This is a genomic window from Roseburia sp. 1XD42-69 (assembly GCF_003612565.1).
Lineage (GTDB): Bacteria > Bacillota > Clostridia > Lachnospirales > Lachnospiraceae > Roseburia_B.
In genome coordinates this window covers 1-925 of sequence record NZ_RAZG01000238.1, presented here as the reverse complement: position 1 = coordinate 925, position 925 = coordinate 1, and the positions used below count along the sequence as shown (strand labels likewise).

Below are 925 nucleotides of genomic sequence, written 5' to 3'. Positions count from 1 at the left end.
GCACACCTTATATAGAAAAATAAAGTATGCAGTTAGTTTTATTGTATTTCTAACTTACACACTTTATTTTACACTCCCCATTCCTCACTCCATTTCATCCCCAAAATTCCACCTAACCTCAATCCTCCCATCCGGATACACACAGGCCCCCTTCACGAACCGCTCCCAGATTTCCTCCGTCATCTCCCCCACATCCAGAAAAGACCTCGCCACATCCGCCCGCTCCCGTGCCTCGCCGTCCGCATCCCTGTCAATCCTCTCCGCCAGCCCCGCATCCGAAATCTCCTGCTCCAGCCTTCCGATCTCCGCATCATACCCCTTCTTCCTCTCCAAAAACACCGCCCGCTCAATCTCCCTGTCCACCAGCTTCTCAAACAACTTCTGCTTCGCCTTCTTCGCCGCCTCCAGCGCGTTCCTCAGGCTCTCCACCCTGCTCCCGGCTGCCAGCACATCCGCCCGCTTCTCCAACCTCAGCTCTTCCTCATCCAGAACCCGACGCAGTTTCCTCTTCAATTCCCCCAGCACGATTGCATCCGCCTCTGGCTCCTTCATTACCACCTGCCGGCACTCACAGTCCCTCAGCATATACCCCCGGTTGCAGTAAAGATCCGTCCCGTTCCTCCTGGTCAGCCGCTTCCCGCACACCCCGCAGGCATAGCGCATCCCATCTGCCTGCTCCTGGTACTGCTCCCGGAGCATGGCATACTCTTCTTTGGTGAGGATGCCATCCTTGAAATCCTCATACAGGTTCTTCCGCCTCCTGCCGCAGTCCTCCGCCTCTTCCCTCAGCTTCGCAATCCGGCTTTCAATCTTCCCCACGTCCGGTGCCATCCCTGATGCCCGGCTGACAATATTGTTATTCGTTAGTTTATCTGAACCAAAATCCCTTCTTTTTCTTCAAATTAAATAAGATACAGGATGCCTC

At 54.4% G+C, this 925-nt stretch carries 1 protein-coding gene; it reads right to left on the bottom strand.

Annotated elements, in window-relative coordinates; translation table 11 throughout:
- Positions 1 to 84: 84 nt before the first annotated feature.
- Positions 85 to 831, bottom strand: coding sequence for a hypothetical protein (locus tag D7Y06_RS25340; RefSeq protein ID WP_120410223.1), 747 nt, complete (start codon positions 829 to 831; stop codon positions 85 to 87).
- Between the last annotated feature and the right edge of the window lie 94 nt (positions 832 to 925).

What these genes read in the sequence shown, in the direction of transcription:
- D7Y06_RS25340 (WP_120410223.1), bottom strand. Translation starts at nt 831, where the DNA reads ATGGCACCGGACGTGGGGAAGATTGAAAGCCGGATTGCGAAGCTGAGG.